General features: G+C 70.3%; 17 protein-coding genes. 8 read left to right on the plus strand and 9 right to left on the minus strand.

Going from position 1 to position 16,594, the window contains the following annotated elements; all coding sequences use genetic code 11:
* Positions 1 to 84: 84 nt before the first annotated feature.
* Both mfd and CKY28_RS01825 read right to left on the minus strand, forming a co-directional pair.
* Entirely contained in the window at positions 85 to 3,543 is a 3,459-nt protein-coding gene (mfd, locus tag CKY28_RS01820; protein WP_095996616.1) for a transcription-repair coupling factor, read from the minus strand.
* Between the two features lie 133 nt (positions 3,544 to 3,676).
* Positions 3,677 to 3,943, minus strand: a complete 267-nt coding sequence (locus CKY28_RS01825) for an FAD assembly factor SdhE (RefSeq protein WP_095996617.1) — start codon at positions 3,941 to 3,943, stop codon at positions 3,677 to 3,679.
* Between the two features lie 77 nt (positions 3,944 to 4,020).
* On the opposite strand from CKY28_RS01825, the gene recG reads away from it, so the two are divergent.
* The gene (gene recG, locus CKY28_RS01830) at positions 4,021 to 6,069 is read left to right on the plus strand and encodes an ATP-dependent DNA helicase RecG (protein ID WP_095996618.1); all 2,049 of its coding nucleotides are present in this window, start codon (positions 4,021 to 4,023) and stop codon (positions 6,067 to 6,069) included.
* A 149-nt stretch (positions 6,070 to 6,218) separates the two neighbouring features.
* On the opposite strand, the gene CKY28_RS01835 is transcribed toward recG, so the two are convergent.
* From CKY28_RS01835 to serS, 5 genes are all read right to left on the minus strand, one after another.
* A complete protein-coding gene (locus tag CKY28_RS01835) occupies positions 6,219 to 6,530 on the minus strand; it encodes a PilZ domain-containing protein (protein ID WP_095996619.1) in 312 nt (103 codons plus the stop codon).
* Positions 6,531 to 6,609: 79 nt separating this feature from the next.
* On the minus strand, positions 6,610 to 7,833 hold the full coding sequence (tyrS, locus tag CKY28_RS01840; protein WP_095996620.1) for a tyrosine--tRNA ligase: 1,224 nt from the start codon (positions 7,831 to 7,833) through the stop codon (positions 6,610 to 6,612).
* Between the two features lie 191 nt (positions 7,834 to 8,024).
* Positions 8,025 to 9,095, minus strand: coding sequence for a M23 family metallopeptidase (locus tag CKY28_RS01845; protein ID WP_095996621.1), 1,071 nt, complete (start codon positions 9,093 to 9,095; stop codon positions 8,025 to 8,027).
* Between the two features lie 10 nt (positions 9,096 to 9,105).
* Positions 9,106 to 9,867 carry a 5'/3'-nucleotidase SurE gene (gene surE, locus CKY28_RS01850; RefSeq protein WP_095996622.1) on the minus strand — a complete coding sequence of 254 codons (762 nt, stop codon included), beginning with the start codon at positions 9,865 to 9,867 and terminating at the stop codon, positions 9,106 to 9,108.
* A gap of 145 nt (positions 9,868 to 10,012) precedes the next feature.
* Complete coding sequence (serS, locus tag CKY28_RS01855) at positions 10,013 to 11,293, minus strand: serine--tRNA ligase (RefSeq protein WP_095996623.1); 1,281 nt, start codon at positions 11,291 to 11,293, stop codon at positions 10,013 to 10,015.
* 140 nt (positions 11,294 to 11,433) lie between these two features.
* Here serS and CKY28_RS01860 point away from each other — a divergent pair, with 140 nt between their 5' ends.
* From CKY28_RS01860 to CKY28_RS01880, 5 genes are all read left to right on the plus strand, one after another.
* Entirely contained in the window at positions 11,434 to 11,952 is a 519-nt protein-coding gene (locus CKY28_RS01860) for a host attachment family protein (protein ID WP_095996624.1), read from the plus strand.
* Positions 11,953 to 12,078: 126 nt separating this feature from the next.
* Positions 12,079 to 12,348 carry a hypothetical protein gene (locus tag CKY28_RS01865; protein ID WP_141243828.1) on the plus strand — a complete coding sequence of 90 codons (270 nt, stop codon included), beginning with the start codon at positions 12,079 to 12,081 and terminating at the stop codon, positions 12,346 to 12,348.
* A gap of 132 nt (positions 12,349 to 12,480) precedes the next feature.
* Positions 12,481 to 13,113, plus strand: a complete 633-nt coding sequence (locus tag CKY28_RS18480; RefSeq protein WP_176472917.1) for a hypothetical protein — start codon at positions 12,481 to 12,483, stop codon at positions 13,111 to 13,113.
* A gap of 530 nt (positions 13,114 to 13,643) precedes the next feature.
* Positions 13,644 to 14,111, plus strand: coding sequence for an RNA polymerase-binding protein DksA (gene dksA, locus CKY28_RS01875; RefSeq protein ID WP_095996627.1), 468 nt, complete (start codon positions 13,644 to 13,646; stop codon positions 14,109 to 14,111).
* Between the two features lie 54 nt (positions 14,112 to 14,165).
* Positions 14,166 to 14,543: a PilZ domain-containing protein gene (locus CKY28_RS01880; RefSeq protein ID WP_095996628.1), complete on the plus strand. Its 378-nt coding sequence runs from the start codon at positions 14,166 to 14,168 to the stop codon at positions 14,541 to 14,543.
* 13 nt (positions 14,544 to 14,556) lie between these two features.
* On the opposite strand, the gene CKY28_RS01885 is transcribed toward CKY28_RS01880, so the two are convergent.
* A complete protein-coding gene (locus CKY28_RS01885; RefSeq protein ID WP_095996629.1) occupies positions 14,557 to 14,712 on the minus strand; it encodes a YdcH family protein in 156 nt (51 codons plus the stop codon).
* Positions 14,713 to 14,853: 141 nt separating this feature from the next.
* On the opposite strand from CKY28_RS01885, the gene CKY28_RS01890 reads away from it, so the two are divergent.
* Together CKY28_RS01890 and CKY28_RS01895 are read left to right on the plus strand one after the other, a co-directional pair.
* Positions 14,854 to 15,069, plus strand: a complete 216-nt coding sequence (locus CKY28_RS01890) for a YdcH family protein (protein WP_095996630.1) — start codon at positions 14,854 to 14,856, stop codon at positions 15,067 to 15,069.
* A 64-nt stretch (positions 15,070 to 15,133) separates the two neighbouring features.
* Positions 15,134 to 15,577: a DUF1465 family protein gene (locus CKY28_RS01895; RefSeq protein ID WP_095996631.1), complete on the plus strand. Its 444-nt coding sequence runs from the start codon at positions 15,134 to 15,136 to the stop codon at positions 15,575 to 15,577.
* On the opposite strand, the gene CKY28_RS01900 is transcribed toward CKY28_RS01895, so the two are convergent.
* Positions 15,566 to 16,531 (minus strand): NAD(P)H-dependent flavin oxidoreductase, encoded by a 966-nt coding sequence (locus tag CKY28_RS01900; protein ID WP_095996632.1) that lies wholly within the window; start codon positions 16,529 to 16,531, stop codon positions 15,566 to 15,568. The two genes, CKY28_RS01895 and CKY28_RS01900, sit on opposite strands and share 12 nt — an antisense overlap.
* Between the last annotated feature and the right edge of the window lie 63 nt (positions 16,532 to 16,594).

Consider the following 16,594-nt stretch of genomic DNA (forward strand, 5'->3'; position numbering starts at 1 on the left):
GGGCGATGCCGCATCCCGTTGTTCCCCCTCCACCAGCCTGCGGCTGGTCCCCCTCCCCCGCTGTTAGCGGGGGAGGAATTTGGGTTAGGCGGCCGCCTTCGCCAGGCCTTTGCTGATCTGCAACGCGCCGTTGAGGCGGGCCTTCGGGTCGCCCCATGCGCGGGTGACGACGAGCTTCGAGTCGGGGCGGAGCTTGGCGATGCCGCCTAAGCGGTCGACATAGGCCATGACGCCGGCCGGGTTGGGCGGGCCGTCGCCGTGGAAGGCGATGAGCACGCCCTTGGGGCCGACGTCGATCTTCGACACGCACGCCTTCTTCGCGTTGAGCTTGATCTCGATGACGCGGATCAGGTTCTCGGTCGCGGGGGGCAGCGGGCCGAAGCGGTCGATCATCTCGGCCGCCAGCGCCTCCACCTCGCGCGCCTCGCCTAGGTCGTTGAGGCGGCGGTAGAGGCCCATGCGGAGGTCGAGGTCTGGGACGTAGTCCTCCGGAATGAGGATCGGCGCATCGACCGTGATCTGGGGCGAGAAGTCGGTTGGCTGCCGACGCGCGAGCCCGCCCGCCTTGGCTTCGAGGATCGCCTCCTCCAGCATCGACTGGTAGAGCTCGTAGCCGACCTCCTTGATGTGGCCGGACTGCTCGTCGCCGAGCAGGTTGCCCGCGCCGCGGATGTCGAGATCGTGGCTGGCGAGCTGGAAGCCGGCGCCGAGCGAGTCGAGGTCGGAAAGGACCTTCAGGCGCTTGTCCGCGGTCTCGGTGATCTGCCGTTCGGGCGGGGTGACCATGTAGGCGTAGGCGCGCGTCTTGGACCGGCCGACGCGGCCGCGGAGCTGGTAGAGCTGGGCCAGGCCGAAGCGGTCGGCGCGGTTGACGATCATCGTGTTGGCGGACGGGATGTCGAGGCCGCTCTCGACGATGGTGGTCGAGACGAGCACCTCGAACTTGCGGTCGTAGAAAGCGGACATGCGCTCCTCGACCTCGGTCGGCGACATCTGGCCGTGCGCGACGACGTAGCGGATCTCCGGCACCTCCTTGCGCAGGAACTCCTCAAGGTCGGGCAGGTCGGCGATGCGCGGCGTGACGAGGAAGCTCTGGCCGCCGCGATAATGCTCGCGCAGCAGCGCCTCGCGCAGCACGACGGGATCCCAGGGCATGACGTAGGTGCGCACCGCGAGGCGGTCGACGGGCGGGGTCTGGATGACCGACAGTTCGCGGATGCCGGACATCGCCATCTGCAGCGTGCGCGGGATGGGCGTGGCGGTGAGGGTGAGCATGTGCACGTCGGCGCGCATCGCCTTCAGCCGCTCCTTGTGCGTGACGCCGAAACGCTGCTCCTCATCGACCACGACCAGCCCTAAGCGCTTGAACGACACGCCCTTGGCGAGGACGGCGTGGGTGCCGACGACGACGTCGATCGTGCCCTCCGACAGGCCGTCGCGCGTCTTCTTGGCCTCGTTGGCGGTGACGAGGCGCGACAGGCGGCCGACCTCGATCGGGAAGCCTTCGAAGCGCGCCTTGAAGTTGTTGTAGTGCTGGCGCGCGAGGAGCGTCGTGGGGCAGACGATCGCCACCTGCTTGCCCGCCATCGCCGCCACGAACGCGGCGCGGAGCGCGACCTCCGTCTTGCCGAAGCCGACGTCGCCGACGACGAGCCGGTCCATCGGCTTGCCGGCGGCCAAGTCCTCCAGCACGTCGCCGATGGCCCTGTCCTGGTCCTCCGTCTCCTCATAGGGGAAGCGGTCGACGAAGCTGGGATAGCCGGACGGATCGGGCTCGAGCACGTCGCCTGGCTGGAGCGCGCGTTCGGCGGCGGTGGCGATGAGCTCGCCCGCGATCTCGCGGATGCGCTCCTTCATCCTGGACTTGCGCCGCTGCCACGCCTCGCCGCCGAGCCGGTCGAGCGCCGCGCCCTCCTCGCCCGAGCCGTAGCGGGAGAGGACGTCGATATTCTCGACAGGGACGAACAGCTTGTCGCCCCCCGCGTACTCCAGCGCGACGCAGTCGTGCGGCGACTGGCCGACGGGGATCGAGGTCAGGCCGACATAGCGGCCGATGCCGTGGTCGGTGTGGACGACGAGGTCGCCGGGCGAGAGCGTGGCGAGCTCGGCGAGGAACGCGTCGGCGGATTTCTTGCGCTTGGTCCGGCGGATCAGGCGGTCGCCGAGCATGTCCTGCTCGGTCAAGACCGCCACGCCGGGCGCGGTGAAGCCGTGGTCGAGGGGTAGCACGACCAGCGCGACGCCGGTCTGCGCCGCGCCCAGCGCGTCCTGCCATATCTCGGCGGGGCGCGCGCCGGTCAGGCCGTGATCCTTGAGCAGGCCAGACAAGCGCTCGCGCGCGCCCGCCGAGTAGCTGGCGAGGACCGGCTTGCGACCGTCGCGGCGCAGGCGGTCGAGGTGCTGGACAACCGCCTCGTACACGTTCGCGCCGCCCGAGCGCTCGGGCGCGAAGTCGCGGGCGTTGTCGACGCCGAAGTCTAGCACGGCCGCCGACTCGGGCTCGTGGAACGCGGTCGTCAGGTGGACGCGGTGGTCGGCCAGGCGCTGCGCCCATTCCTGGCTGTCCAGGTAGAGCGCTTTGGCCGGCAGCGGGCGGTAGCTGCCGGGCTGGGCGGCCTCGGCGCGCTTTCGGTTCTCGTAATAGTCGGCAACGGCCTCGAAGCGGCCCTCCGCCGCGCCCTCGACCCCTGCGTCGCGGACGATCACCGCGTCGGGGCCGAGATGGTCGAACAGCGTCTCCAGCCGGTCCTCGAACAGCGGGAGCCAGTGCTCCATGCCGGCCAGGCGGCGGCCGTCGGATACGGCCTGGTAGAGCGGGTCGCCCGTCGCGGTCGCGCCGAAGCGTTCGCGGTAATGCGAGCGGAAGCGCTTGATCGACTCCTCGTCGAGCAGCGCCTCGGAAGCGGGGAGGAGGACGAAGCCGTCGACGCGACCCGTAGTGCGCTGGTCCTCGGGCGAGAAGGTGCGCACCGACTCGATCTCGTCGCCGAAGAAGTCGAGGCGGAGCGCCTGTTCCTCGCCGGACGGGAACAGGTCGACGATGCCGCCGCGCACCGCGTACTCGCCGTGATCGTGGACGGTGTCGGTGCGGACGTATCCGTTCGCCTGGAGAATGCTCGCCAGGCGGTCGCGGTCGATCCGCTCGCCGGGCGCTAAGCGCGCCACGAGCTGGCGGATGCGGAAGGGCGTGAGGACGCGCTGCGTGGCGGCGTTGGCGGTGGTGAGGACGAGCTGGGGCTTGTCGCTCTTGGCCTGAAGGCGATGGAGCGTAGCGATGCGCTCGGCCATAACGCGCAACGACGGCGATGCGCGGTCATAGGGGAGGCAGTCCCAGGCGGGGAAGCTCAGCACCTCCAGGTCGGGCGCGAAGAAGGGCGCGCACTGGACGACGGCGCGCATCGCGGCCTCGTCGGGGGCGACGAACACGGCGCGGCTCGGGGCCGCCCGCGCGAGGTCGGCGAGGAGTTGGGGCTGGAAGCCGGTGGGGACGCCCGCGAGTGTGAGGGGTGCGCGGGCGGTGAGGATGGTCTTCAGGTCGGGCATTCGAGTCCTAAGCTCCCTCTCCCCTCCGGGGAGACGGTTGGGGAGAGGGAGAGTGACTGGGACAGGAACTTCGCACTGCCCCTCTCCCCTTGCTGCTGCGCAGCTTCGCCCCTCTCCCCAGAGGGGAGAGGGATTATCGGCTCACCGGCACGTAGGTGATCGAACGCATCCGCTCCATCATCGGTCCGGTCCAACGGTCCGGGCAGGGCTGCACGCCGATCGCCCAGGCCATAATGTCGACGTCCTGCTCCTCGAGCAGCGCCTCGAACCAGTCGAGCTCGGCCGCGGTCCAGTCGGCGTGGTGCACGTCGAAGAAGCCGCCGATCATCAGATCGGCCTCCTTGGTGCCGCGGTGCCAGGCGCGGTAGCGCAGGCGCTTGAGGCGGGTCTCGTGGTCCATGCTGCACTCCGACGACGAAAAGCCGGCAGACGCTGGCGGGCGTCGTCGGCGAGGCTATATCGTGAACGCAGATAGCTATGCGCCCCGCACTCCTCAATCCGTTGTTCGCCGAGGTGACGAGCCTCAAGGGCGTGGGCGCCGCGCTCGCCAAGCCGCTGGAGCGGCTGGGGCTGGAGCGCGTCAAGGACGTGCTGTTTCACCTGCCGACGGGTCATCTCGACCGCTGGCCGCGCGAGGAGCTAGACCAGGGCGACGTGGGCCGCACGATCGCGATCACGGTGCGCGCGGTCGATTATTGGCTGAGCCACGGACGAGGGCCGAGCCGCGTGCTCGCGACCGACAAGCGCGGCAACTATGTCAGCCTGACCTTCTTCGGCGGCGCTTCCGGTTATGTGAAGAAGCTCTACCCGCTCGGCGAGCCGAAGCGGATCTCAGGCCGGCTGGAGCAATACGGCCAGGAGCTGCAGATCATCCACCCCGACATCGAGGGCGAAGAGGGCTTCCGCGAGCGCGAGGCGATCTATCCCTTGTCGGAGGGGATCACGTCGCGGCGGCTGGCGCAGCTGGCGGGGCAGGCGATCGGGCGCGCGCCCGACCTGCCGGAGTGGATCGAGCCGGGACTAAAGGCGGCGCGCGGCTGGCCCGACTGGCACGACGCGGTCGCGCGCGTGCACGCCGACCCGGCGGACGCGAAGGCGCGCGAGCGGCTGGGTTACGACGAGGTGTTCGCGAACCAGCTGGCGATGATGCTGGTCCGCGCCGACACGCGGCGGCGGAAGGGCCGGGCGCTGAACGGCGACGGGCGGCTCCGGGACATGCTCAAGCTGCCCTACTCCCTGACGGGGGCGCAGGCGCGCACGGTACGGGAGATCGAGGGCGACCTGGTGCAGACCGCGCCGATGCTCCGGTTGCTGCAGGGCGACGTGGGCTCGGGCAAGACGCTGGTGGCGACGCTCGCGCTGCTGATCGCGGTCGAGGCGGGAGCGCAGGGGGCGATGCTCGCGCCCACCGAGATCCTGGCGCGGCAGCATTTCGACACGCTCCAGCGGACGCTCGCCGGGCTGCCCGTGAACGTCGCCGCGCTCACCGGCCGCGACAAGGGCCGCGCGCGGGAGGCCACGCTGATGGGGCTGGCGGACGGCTCGATCGACATCCTGGTCGGCACGCACGCGATCTTCCAGGAAGCGGTCGGCTACAAGGATCTGGGGCTGGTCGTGGTGGACGAGCAGCACCGGTTCGGCGTGGCCGAGCGGCTGATGCTCGCCAACAAGGGCGTCACCACGCCGCACCTGCTGGCGATGACGGCGACGCCCATCCCGCGCACGCTGACGCTGGCGCAGTATGGCGAGATGGACGTGAGCAAGCTCGACGAGATGCCGCCCGGCCGCAAGCCGATCGAGACGCGCGTGATCTCGGAGGACCGGCTGGACGAGGTGGTGAACGCGCTCGGTCGGCACATGAGCGAGGGCGGCCAGGCCTACTGGGTGTGCCCGCTGGTCGAGGAGAGCGAGAAGATCGACCTCGCAGCCGCCGAGGCGCGCGCGGCGGCGCTGCAGGAGCGGTTCGGCGAGCGCGTCGGGCTGGTCCACGGGCGCATGAAGCCGGCGGAGAAGGACGCGGTGATGACCGCCTTCGCGGGCGGGCGCTTGAGCGTGCTCGTCGCGACCACGGTGATCGAGGTGGGCGTGGACGTGCCCAACGCCACGCTGATCGTGATCGAGGCCGCGGACCGGTTCGGGCTGGCGCAGCTGCACCAGCTGCGCGGACGCGTGGGGCGGGGCGGAGGGCTGTCGCGCTGCCTGCTGATCCGCGGCTCTGCGATGAGCGAGACGACGCGCGCGAGGCTGGCGCTGATGCGGGAGACGAACGACGGCTTCCGCATCGCCGAGGAGGACCTGCGCCTGCGCGGCGGCGGCGAGCTGCTCGGCACGCGCCAGTCGGGCGAGGTCGGGTTCAAGCTCGCGCCGCCGGAGATGCTGGGCGACCTGCTCGAATGCGCGCACGACGACACGCGGCTGCTGATCGACCGCGACGGCGGGCTGGAAGGCGAGCGCGGCCAGGCGGCGCGGGTGGCGCTGTACCTGTTCGACCGCGACGCGGGCGTGCAGCTGCTGCGGTCGGGATGACCTCATCCCTCTCCCGTCGGGAGAGGGAGGGAGCCGGCCGGAGGGCGGCGGAAGGGTGAGGGTGAACCAAGTGACGGTGCGCTCGTCACCCTCACCCCGCGCCTGCTGCGCAGGCTTGCCCCTCTCCCAGTGGGAGAGGGGGAGAGCGGTCACCCTCGCACCATCGCCGCGAGCAGGCCGTAATAGTCGCCCAGCCCGATCGTGCGGTCCAGCTGGAAGCCCATCCGCCCGCCCAGGCACCAGCGGATCTCCGCCTGGATCAGGCCCACCACGGGCAGGTGCACGCGCACGCGCTCGCCGACGGCGTACTCGGTCTCGCAGCGCGCCATCATGCCGCGCGCGGACATATTGACCACGACGAGGTTGAGCGGCCGGTTGTCGGGCCCGAAGGCGCGCGCGCGGTAATGGACCTCGTCGCGAGGTTCGCTGCGTTCGTCCACCAGCCTTGGGTTGCTCGCCACTCGGCGCTCCTGTTCGAGACCGGGCGGCGGTAGCGGGCCGCGCCTCAAGACGCCCGCAACAGGGGTGGTTTACGCGCGGCTAACCGCGAACGAGCAACCCGTAATGCTTCTTGCCCGCCGACACGCGCACCGGCTCCTCGCCGACCTCGATCACGGCGGCGTCGGAGGCGATCTTCTCGCCCGCCACGCGCGCGCCGCCGCCGGCGACGAGGCGGCGCGCCTCGCCCTTAGACTTGGCAAAGCCGAGGCCTACGAGCGCATCGACGATGCCGACCGGGCCGGACACGGCGAAGGTCGGCAGCGCCTCGCCCGCGGCACCCTCCTCGAAGGTACGGCGCGCGGTCTCGGCCGCCGCTTCGGCCGCCTCGCGGCCGCGGCACATGGCGGTGGCCTCGGTCGCGAGCACCTTCTTGGCCTCGTTGATCTCCGCGCCGCGCAGGCCCTCAAGCCGCTCGATCTCGGGGAGGGGCAGGTCGGTGAAGAGCCGGAGGAAGCGGCCCACGTCCGCGTCCGCCGTGTTGCGCCAGAACTGCCAATAATCGAAGTGCGGTAGCTGATCCTCGTGCAGCCACACCGCGCCGGAGACGGTCTTGCCCATCTTCGCACCGTCGGCGGTGGTGAGCAGCGGGGTCGTGACGCCGAACACTTGCCTGTCGTCCATGCGGCGGGTGAGCTCGACGCCGTTGACGATGTTCCCCCACTGGTCCGAACCGCCCATCTGAAGTCGGCAGCCCATCCGGCTCGACAGCTCGCGAAAGTCGTAGGCCTGGAGGATCATGTAGTTGAATTCGAGGAAGCTCAGCGACTGCTCGCGGTCGAGGCGGAGCCGAACCGAGTCGAAGCTGAGCATCCGGTTCACCGAGAAGTGCCGGCCGACCTCGCGCAGGAACGGGATGTATTCGAGCCGGTCGAGCCAGTCGGCGTTGTCGACCATAACCGCGTCGGTCGGGCCGTCGCCGAAGGTGAGGAAGCGTTCGAAGATACGGCGGATGGAGGCGACGTTGGCGGCGATGCGCTCGTCGTCCATCAGTGCGCGCGCCTCGTCCTTGAAGCTGGGATCGCCGATCTTGCCCGTGCCGCCGCCCATGAGGACGATCGGCTTGTGGCCGGTCTGCTGGAGGCGGCGCAGCAGCATGATCTGGACGAGCGAGCCCACGTGCAGCGACGGTGCGGTCGGATCGAAGCCGATATAGCCGGGGACGACCTCGTTGCCCGCCAGCGCGTCGAGCGCCGCCGCGTCGGTGAGCTGGTGGATGTAGCCGCGCTCGTCGAGCGTGCGGAGGAGGTCGGAGCTGTAGGTCATGGCGGGCGAGTAGCAGCCACCGGAACTGTCCGCCAAGCCTCCCTCTCCCCTCCGGGGCGCATCAGGTAAACCGTCCGGGGGACGGTTTACCTGATGCGGGAGCCGAGCGTGGCGAGGCGGGAGAGGGGCAGCATCGAAACGCTGGCGCACTGCCCCTCTCCCCGGCCCTCTCCCCAGAGGGGAGAGGGAGATTAGGTTCGCGGCAACTGCGCGAGCGGGTCGACGGGCGTACGGCCCTTGCGCAGCTCGAAATGCAAGGCCGGCCGGTCGGCGCTGCCCGTCTCGCCCGACAGCGCCAGCCGCTGCCCGCGCTTCACGCTCTGGCCGCGCTGGACGAGGAGCTTGGACGCGTGGCCGTAGACGCTCGTCCAGCCCTCGCCGTGGCGGACGATGACGATGCCGCCCAGGTTCGCGATGCCGCTGCCGACATAGGCGACCACGCCGTCGGCGGCGGCCTTGATCGGCGTGTCTGCCGGTACGGCGATCTTGATGCCGTTATTGCGTACCCCGCTCCCCCCCGGCCCGAACCGCGCGACGACGCGGCCGTCCACGGGCCAAGTGAAACCGCTCGCGAGGCGGGCGGGGGCGACGACCGCGGCGGTGGCGGGGAGCACGCGCTTAGGGCTGGCGACGGGCTTAGCGGGCGCCTGATTGCTCGCCAGCGCGGGCTCCCCGCCGGTCAGGATGTCCTCGATATTGAGCTGGAACGCGGCGGCGCGCTCGGCGGCGACGGAGCGCGGGCTGGCGGGCGCGGGGATGTCGATGCGCTGGCCCAGGCGCAGCACGTACGGCTCGGCGAGCGCGTTCGCCTCGATGATGCGCGACCAGGGCACGCCATAGGCGCGGGCGATCGCGATGCCCGTCTCGCCGGGGCGGACGAGGTGATAGCGGCCGGCAGGGATGCTGAGCCGCTGGCCCGCGCGGATCGTGTAGGGAGCGATCAGGCCGTTGGCGCGCGCGATCGCCTCCGACCCCGCGCCGGTGGAGTCGGCGATGCGGCGCAGCGTGTCGCCGGGCTGGACGACGTAGGTGGACGCCTCGACGGTGCGCGCGTCGGGGGTGACGAGGCGCGACTCCCAGGCGGGGCGGGGGGCGGGAAGGGCGACCACGTCCTCATCGGCGCGACGCGGTTGGTAGTCGCGCGCGGGCGGCTCGGCCGCTTGCGCGACCGGGGCGGGCGGGCGCGCTGCGTACTCGGACCGCACGCCTTGCGGGATGCAGCCGCCGAGCAGCACCGTTCCCGTCAACACCAGCCCCCGCATGCGAAACCCCTTACGCCAACGCCCGCCGGAACGCAGCAAGCGACGGCTCGTGCGTCAGGTCAAGATGGAGCGGGGTGACGGCGACATGGCCCTGCATGACGGCTTCCAGGTCGGTGCCGGGTTCCGGGTCGTGGGGGATGCGCTGCAGTGCGAGCCAGTAATAATCGAACCCGCGCGGGTCGGTGCGGTGGTCGAGCTTGAGCCGGCCGTGGTCGCGCAGGCCTTGCCGGCAGACGCGCACGCCTCGTACCTCTTCCGGCGCAACGGGCGGGAAGTTGACGTTGACAACGGTGCGCGGCGCCCAGTCGGCGGCCATGATGGGCCGCAGCACGCGCTCGCCCCAGGCTTCCGCGGCGGCGAAGGACACGTTCTCGCCGGGTCCAGCGGCGGCGTAGAGCTGGCTGAGCGCGACCGAGCGGATGCCGGCGAATGCGCCCTCCATCGCGGCGGACACGGTACCGGAATAGCTGACGTCCTCCGCCAGGTTCGCGCCGCGGTTGACGCCCGACAGGATCAGGTCGGGCCAGGGCTGCACGAGCTTGGCGAGCGCCATCATGACGGCGTCGGTCGGCGTGCCGCCGACGGCGTAGCGGCGTTCGTCGAAGCGGCGGACGCGCACGGGCTTGGTGATGGTGAGCGCGCGGGCGGTGCCCGACTGCTCCTCGGCGGGTGCAACGACCCAGACGTCGTCGGACAGCGTGCGCGCGATGCGTTCGAGGACGGCGAGGCCGGGCGAGTGGTAGCCATCGTCGTTGGTGAGTAGGATGCGCATCAGCCGAACGGCTCTGCACCCACAGAGCCCGTCACCCCGGACTTGTTCCGGGGTCCATCGTGGTCCGCGCACTCCGGCCGGTTAGCTCGCACAACGATGGATGCCGGAACAAGTCCGGCATGACAAAGGAGAGTAACGGGGCGGGTCACGATTTCGGCTCCAGCCGGTTCAGCCCGCCGAGATAAGGCTGCAGCACGGCCGGTACCGCGACCGAGCCGTCCTCCTGCTGGTAGTTCTCCAGCACCGCCACCAGCGTGCGGCCGACCGCGAGGCCGGAGCCGTTGAGCGTGTGGACGAAGCGCGTGCCCTTCTCGCCCTCGGGCCGGTAGCGCGCGTTCATGCGGCGGGCCTGGAAGTCGGTGCAGGTCGAGCAGCTGCTGATCTCCCGGTAGGTGCCCTGGCCGGGAAGCCAGACCTCAAGGTCGTAGGTGCGCGCGGCGGTGAAGCCCATGTCGCCGGCGCAGAGCTTCATGCGGCGGTAGGGCAGCTCCAGCGCGTCGAGCACGCCCTCCGCGCACCGCGTCATGCGCTCGTGCTCGGCTTCGGAGGCGTCCGGCGTCGTGATCGAGACCATCTCGACCTTGTCGAACTGGTGCTGGCGGATGAAGCCGCGCGTGTCGCGGCCCGCCGCGCCCGCCTCCGAGCGGAAGCAGGGGGTGAGCGCGGCGAAGCGGAGCGGGAGCTCGCCTTCGGAGAGGATGCGCTCGCGGACGATGTTGGTGAGCGACACCTCGGCGGTCGGGATCAGCCAGCGGCCGTCGGTGGTGCGGAACAGGTCGTCGGCGAATTTGGGGAGCTGGCCGGTGCCGAACACGGCCTCGTCGCGGACGAGCAGCGGCGGGGCGACTTCCTCATAACCGTGCTCGCGGGTGAGGCGGTCGAGCATGAACTGGCCCAGCGCGCGCGACAGCCGCGCGGCGGCCCCGCGCAACAGCGTGAAGCGCGCGCCGGCGATGGCGACGCCCGTCTCGAAGTCGAGGCCGAGCGCGGGGCCGATCGCGTCGTGCTCGGCGGGCTGGAACGCGAAATCGCGCTTGGTCCCGCGCTCGTGCACGAGTGCGTTGTCGTTCTCGTCCGCACCCTCCGGCACGTCGGGGGCGGGCAGGTTGGGGATGGCGGCGAGCGCGCCCGCGAGCTCGTCGCCGATCCGCGCCTCCTCCGCTTCGAGGCGGGGCAGCGCCTCCTTGAGCGCGGCGACCTGCGCCATCAGCGCCTGCGCCTTATCCTCATCCTTAGCCGCTTTCGCTTGGCCGATCGCCTTGGAGAGCGCGTTGCGGTCGGTCTGCGCGGCCTGCGCCTCAGCCACGCAGGCGCGGCGGCGCTCGTCCAGGCCGAGCAGGTGCGGCGACTGCGGCTCCAGCCCCCGTTTCGCGAGCGCGGCGTCGAAAGCGGCGGGGTCGTCCCGGATCAGGCGGATGTCGTGCATGGCGGCCCTCATGGCCAAGCAGCTTACGAGAGGCAACCGTGGCTCCGCCCGGCGAGGCAACCGTGGCTCCGCCCGGCGAGGCAACCGTCGCCCCGCCCGCCGCGTTCACCACGCCGACCCGCAACCAGAGGAGTAAGTAGATGCAGGTTCCCCACAACGCCTTCGTGCTGGTCTGCGACGGGCGCAAGTCGCTGTTCTTCCGCAACGACGGCGACGGCGAGTACCCCAATCTGATCGTGGAGGAGGCGCAGGAGCGGCCCAATCCGCGCGACATCGACCAGAAGACGGACACGGCTGGCGGCGCGATGGGCACTCAGATGGGCGGCGGCGCCCCCAACGTCGCACGGGGCGGCGGCGGAGGCGGCCCGAACGGCGGAGGCGAGGGCGGCGCGTTCGCGCCCTCACGCGGCACGATGGAGGAGGTCGACTTCCACCAGCAGGAGGAGGACCGCTTCGCGATCGAGACCGCCGAGATGCTCAACAAGCGCGCGCTCGCGCACAAGCTGGACAAGCTGGTGGTGGTCGCGCCGCCCAAGACGCTGGGGCAGCTGCGCAAGCACTACCACAAGGAAGTGGAGCGCCGCATCGCGGGCGAACTGGCCAAGGACCTGACGGGCCACACCGTGCCCGACATCGAAAAGGCGCTGATGAACGCCTGACCCGTCATCGGCGAAGCACCGCCTCGCCGAAACGCGAAACGGGCCCGCGCAAAGGGAGAGCGCGGGCCCGCCTACGCCGCCTGCTGAAGGGTTCAGGCGGCGACGGCCGTGGGCTTGGACAGCCGCTTGCGTGCGACCAGCGCGGCCGCGGCGGCGCCGAAGAGCAGCATCATCGGCGGCGCGGGTACGGGGGTCGGGTTGCCGCTCGACCCGCTGGAGCCGCCCGACGAGCTCGAGCTGGACGATGACGAGGAACTGGACGAGCTGGAGCTCGAGGACGAGCCGCCCATGCCGCCCGTGCTGCTGGTGCTCGACGACCCGTTCGAGCTGAACCCGCCGGTCGACGACGAATATCCGCTCGACGAGGACGAGAAGCCGTCGCTCGACGAGCTGTAATGGCCGCTGCTGCTGCTGCCGCTGCTCCCCTTCCCGTCGCCGCCGGCGCCGTTCTGGTTCTGGTTTTGATTCTGGTTTTGATTTTGGTTCTGGTTCTGGTTCTGCTGGTTCTTGTTGTCGATGTCGATCTTGATGTCCGAGTTGCCCGACGACGTGCTGCTCGACACGTTGCCCGACGAAGACGACGAGCTCGAGATATTGCCGGACGAGGACGACGAGACGTTCCCCGAGGAGGAGGACGACACGTTGCCCGACGAAGAGCTCGACACGTTCCCGGACGAGGACACGTTGCCGGACGACGAGCTCGACACGTTGATGTTGGGATTGACGTTGATCGTGGTCCCGCCGGACGAGCTGGAGCTGGTGGACGCTCCGTCGCCGCCGGTCGAGGTGGACACGTTGCCCGACGAGCTGGAGCTGGACGAGGAGACCACGCTGCCGCCCGAGCTGGACGAGGTGGACGAGATCACGACGCTGCCGCCGCCTCCGCCGCCGCCCCCGAAGGCGAAGCCGCCGCCGAACCCGCCGCCCGGGAAGCCGCCGAAGAAGCCGCCGCTGCCGCCGACGACCACCGGCACCGCGCCGGACGTCGCGACCAGCGGCTGCTGGATGGGCAGCGGCACGGGCGCGGCCTGGCTGGCCACCGTCACCACGGCGGGCGGGCAGGTCGCGGACGTGGTGGTCGTGACCACCTTGCGCACCTTGGGCCGCGTCGCCACGACCTTGCGCTTGTGGACCACGCGCTTCTTCACGTTCTTGACGTAGGTCGCGTTCTTGGGCCGCTCCGCGACGTGGACGGCCCCGCCGCCCAGCACCGCACCTCCCGCCGCGCAAGCGCAGAGTTTCGCCATCGCCATCCGAACCGACATCTCGTCTCTTCCCCTTTGGTCGCGCCCGATCGGACGTCCCGGTCGAAGGTTTGGGCGACCCGACGTCGAAGCCGGGACCGCCTGATCCGAAAATGCAAAACGACCCGTTAAGGGCAAGGACGTTAACTACGAAACCGCTGTCCCACGCGCGCTTTTCCGGCCGTCATGCCCCGATCATTCCGTTAACGTGCCAAGTCGAGACAGTTTGGCGCGACCGCGCGCTTTCGGCGTGATTGGCGGGCCGGACCCCGCCAGCGTTGCCGTCTTGCAACGGTGTCGGACGATAACGCATGATTGTTGCGCTGCACCCATTCTCGGCGACTAAACAGTCGCTTGTGGGCCCATTCACGTAAGATTATAGGCGCGTTCGCCATGGGGGCAGTCCCGACGTCGGTTCGACCGGCGAGTCGGGAGGGGAGAGTGGTGATGGCGAGCGCATACAACCGCGTTGATCGGCTCGGAGCGGCGGGCCTGGAAGCTGCCAACGATCACGACGAGGGCTATCGGCCGCATGCCGACGAGCCGTTCATGAGCTTGAAGCAGCAGGCCTATTTTCGGCGCAAGCTGATCCAGTGGAAGGAGACGATCCTGCGCGAGTCGCAGGGCACGCTCTCCCAGCTGCAGATCGACTCGCTGCGCGAGGCGGATCTGACCGACCGGGCGTCGAGCGAGACCGACTGGTCGATCGAACTTCGCACCCGCGACCGTCAGCGCAAGCTGATCAGCAAGATCGACGCGGCGCTGCGGCGCATCGAGGAAGGCGAGTACGGCTATTGCGAGGTGACGGGCGAGCCCATCAGCCTCGGTCGGCTCGAAGCCCGCCCGATCGCCACCATGACCGTCGAGGCGCAGGAGCGCCACGAGCGGCAGGAGAAGGTGTCGCGCGAGGACTGAGTCCGTTTCCGGTCGGGTAAGGTTTCGCTAACGCCGGCGCGTTACGCACGCGCCATGACCGACGCGACTTCATCCTTTCCGACCGGTGGGCTTGGGCAAGACGACGACGCGGCGAGCAAGCGCACGCGCCGACGCGATAGCCTGTTCCTGTCGGCCCGGCTCAGCTTCGAGGGCCGGCCGCCGGTCGAGGTGCGGGTGCGCAACCTGTCGGAGGGCGGGTTGATGGCCGAGGGCGCGCCGCCGCTCGCGATCGGCACCGCCGTCGCGGTGGAGCTGCGGAACCTGGGCACTGTGCCCGGGCGCGTCGCCTGGTACACGGACAACCGCGCCGGCATCGCGTTCGACGTCGAGATCGACCCAAAGCGCGCGCGCAAACCGGTCGCGGTGAAATCGTCGGCGGCGAGCGGGCGGCCCGGCGTCCGCCCGCTCTGATCCTTATCCCCGCTTAGAGCCGGGTGATCTCCTCCTTCACGCGTAATTTCTGCTTCTTGAGTTCGGCGATGAGCATCGCGTCGGGCAGGGGACGTTGGTTCTCTTGCGCGATGCGCTTGTCGAGGACCGCATGCTTGGTCTCCAGGGCCGTCTGGTGCGATGACTGCATGGTGCCGTTACCTCCTGGCTTGGTTGGTTCGGGGGAACGGAGTAAACCACGAAAGCGGGTGCATGTCGCCGTGGCAAATCGTGCGATTCGACGGAGTCGCGCGCGCTTGCGGTGACTTGATGGTGCGGCCGACTCGGGCCGATGACGGGGGTGGACGGAGTGGACGAAGCGGTGATCGCGGCGCGCCTGGAGCAACTGCGGTCGGAGCATCGCGACCTCGACGCCGCCATCCAGGCGCTCGTCGACGGCGGCTCGAGCGATCAGATGCAGCTGGCGCGGCTGAAGAAGCGCAAGCTGCGCCTGAAGGACGAGATCGCGCAGCTGGAGGACCAGCTCATCCCCGACATCATCGCCTGACCCGTCCGGTAATGGCACGGACCGGCGGGTGGCGGGCTCCTGCCCGTCGTGGCAGGGAGCGTCCATGACCGGCGACCCCGTCCAGCGCCGCCTGCGCGACGCGCTCTATTCCGAAGCGATGCTGCTGGCCGACGAGGCGCGCGGCTATTTCGACGAGGTCGGCCGCCGCGAGACGGCGGCGTTGGACCCGCTCGCGCGCGTGCTGTTCTCCTGCGAGTCGCTGAAGGTGACGACCCGGATCATGCACGTGGTCGCCTGGCTGCTGACGCAGCGCGCGGTCGACGCGGGCGAGATCGCGCCGGTGACGGCCCGGCTGCCCGCGCACCGGCTGGGTGACGCGCCGGAGAGCGATGGGGCGGACGCCTTGCCGGAGCGCGCCCGTGCGCTGATCGAGGCGAGCGTCGACCTGCACCGCCGCGTCCAGCGCCTCGACCAGGCGTTCAGCGAGGCGGTCGACAGCCCGGCACGCGCGATGCAGGAGCGGTTGTCGCGGGCGCTAGGCGCGTAGCCCCAACCGCTCGCGCGCGGCGCGGTACTCGCGCTCCAGCCGCTCGACGCGGACCGCCACGTCCTCGACCGCGTCCACCACGCCGATCCCCTGGCCCGAGCCCCAGATGTCGCGCCATGCCTTGGGCTTGGCGGAGTTGCCGCCGCCGAAGTCCATCGTCTTGAGGTCGCCCTGGGGCAGGTTGTCGGGATCGAGCCCCGCGCGCTGGACCGAGCTGCGAAGATAATTGCCGTGGACGCCGGTGAAGAGGTCGGAGTAGACGATGTCCGACGCCCGGCCGCTCACGATGCCCTGCTTATAGTCGGGGTCGGCGTTCGCCTCCGTGGTGGCGATGAAGGGTGAGCCGATATAGGCGAAGTCCGCGCCCATCGCCTGCGCCGCCAGCACCGCGCCGCCCGTCGCGATCGAGCCCGACAGCGCGAGCGGGCCGTCGAACCATTGGCGGATCTCCTGCACCAGCGCGAAGGGCGACAAGCGGCCGGCGTGCCCGCCTGCGCCCGCCGCCACCGCGATCAGCCCGTCCGCGCCCTTCTCGATCGCCTTGCGCGCGAACCGGTCGTCGATGATGTCGTGGAGCGTGACGCCGCCCCAGCCATGCACCGCGTGGTTCAGGTCCTCGCGCGCGCCGAGCGAGGTGATGACGATCGGCACCTGCCACTTGGCGCAGGTGGCGAGGTCGGCCTCGAGCCGGTCGTTCGACTTATGCACGATCTGGTTGACCGCGAAGGGGGCTGCAGGGCGGTCCGGGTGGTCGCGGTTGTGCTGCGCCAGCTCCTCCGTGATCCGGTGCAGCCACTCGTCGAGCAGCGCCTGCGGCCGGGCATTCAGCGCCGGGAAGGAGCCGACGATCCCCGCCTTGCACTGGGCGATGACGAGGTCGGGCCCCGAGATGATGAACAGCGGCGAGCCGATCACCGGCAGGCGGAGGCGGTCGAATATGGCGGGCAGCGTCATGGGACGGGTTTTGTAGCGCAACCTTTCGGCCTGTCCAGCACGGGCTCGTTGCGCGGGCGCGGC

The sequence above is a fragment of the Sphingomonas lenta genome (assembly GCF_002288825.1).
Classification (GTDB): domain Bacteria; phylum Pseudomonadota; class Alphaproteobacteria; order Sphingomonadales; family Sphingomonadaceae; genus Sphingomonas; species Sphingomonas lenta.

Bases quoted from the DNA above. Each gene is read 5' to 3' on its own strand.
- surE (WP_095996622.1), bottom strand. From the start codon at position 9,867: ATGCGCATCCTACTCACCAACGACGATGGCTACCACTCGCCCGGCCTC.
- tyrS (WP_095996620.1), bottom strand. From the start codon at position 7,833: ATGACCTACAGCTCCGACCTCCTCCGCACGCTCGACGAGCGCGGCTAC.
- CKY28_RS01860 (WP_095996624.1), top strand. From the start codon at position 11,434: ATGCAGGTTCCCCACAACGCCTTCGTGCTGGTCTGCGACGGGCGCAAG.
- CKY28_RS01845 (WP_095996621.1), bottom strand. From the start codon at position 9,095: ATGCGGGGGCTGGTGTTGACGGGAACGGTGCTGCTCGGCGGCTGCATC.
- CKY28_RS01900 (WP_095996632.1), bottom strand. From the start codon at position 16,531: ATGACGCTGCCCGCCATATTCGACCGCCTCCGCCTGCCGGTGATCGGC.
- recG (WP_095996618.1), top strand. From the start codon at position 4,021: ATGCGCCCCGCACTCCTCAATCCGTTGTTCGCCGAGGTGACGAGCCTC.
- dksA (WP_095996627.1), top strand. From the start codon at position 13,644: ATGGCGAGCGCATACAACCGCGTTGATCGGCTCGGAGCGGCGGGCCTG.
- CKY28_RS01885 (WP_095996629.1), bottom strand. From the start codon at position 14,712: ATGCAGTCATCGCACCAGACGGCCCTGGAGACCAAGCATGCGGTCCTC.
- CKY28_RS01825 (WP_095996617.1), bottom strand. From the start codon at position 3,943: ATGGACCACGAGACCCGCCTCAAGCGCCTGCGCTACCGCGCCTGGCAC.
- CKY28_RS01890 (WP_095996630.1), top strand. From the start codon at position 14,854: ATGACGGGGGTGGACGGAGTGGACGAAGCGGTGATCGCGGCGCGCCTG.
- mfd (WP_095996616.1), bottom strand. From the start codon at position 3,543: ATGCCCGACCTGAAGACCATCCTCACCGCCCGCGCACCCCTCACACTC.
- CKY28_RS18480 (WP_176472917.1), top strand. From the start codon at position 12,481: ATGTCCGAGTTGCCCGACGACGTGCTGCTCGACACGTTGCCCGACGAA.
- CKY28_RS01880 (WP_095996628.1), top strand. From the start codon at position 14,166: ATGACCGACGCGACTTCATCCTTTCCGACCGGTGGGCTTGGGCAAGAC.
- serS (WP_095996623.1), bottom strand. From the start codon at position 11,293: ATGCACGACATCCGCCTGATCCGGGACGACCCCGCCGCTTTCGACGCC.
- CKY28_RS01895 (WP_095996631.1), top strand. From the start codon at position 15,134: ATGACCGGCGACCCCGTCCAGCGCCGCCTGCGCGACGCGCTCTATTCC.